This is a genomic window from Streptomyces sp. P9(2023) (assembly GCF_032436795.1).
Taxonomy (GTDB): domain Bacteria; phylum Actinomycetota; class Actinomycetes; order Streptomycetales; family Streptomycetaceae; genus Streptomyces.
Genome location: NZ_JAUPWM010000239.1, coordinates 1 through 354, shown reverse-complemented (window position 1 = coordinate 354; position 354 = coordinate 1). Strand labels below are relative to the sequence as shown.

At 51.4% G+C, this 354-nt stretch carries 1 protein-coding gene; it reads left to right on the top strand.

Annotated features, from left to right (window positions below; translation table 11 throughout):
- Positions 1-10: 10 nt before the first annotated feature.
- On the top strand, positions 11-354 hold a 344-nt coding region (locus Q5762_RS37485; RefSeq protein WP_315896783.1), incomplete at its 3' end, for a hypothetical protein.

The following is a 354-nucleotide window of genomic DNA, read 5'->3' as shown; positions in this document are numbered from 1 at the left end:
CGATCAGGGTATGGTCAAGCAGAAGCTGACCAAGAACACAGCAGAGAGCCAGAGAACAGAGGAAGTTGACGGTAAGACACCGGCCAATATGCTCCTGTTCGGTACTCCGTCCAAGCTCTTGGATGGTGGACTGGTGGAAGAACAGTTCTATGACTTCCTCGAAACTGGTTATGCTCGTCGTTGTATCTTCGGATATGGGCAGCACTTCCGTCCACAGGACACGCTGACACCGGCTGAAATCTTCGCTCGTCTTACGCAACCACAGAACAGCCAAGTCATAGACAAGTGGGCTTACCGCTTCGAGGAACTGGCTGACCCACAGTTCTACAACTGGAAAATGGTTGTGGAAGATGA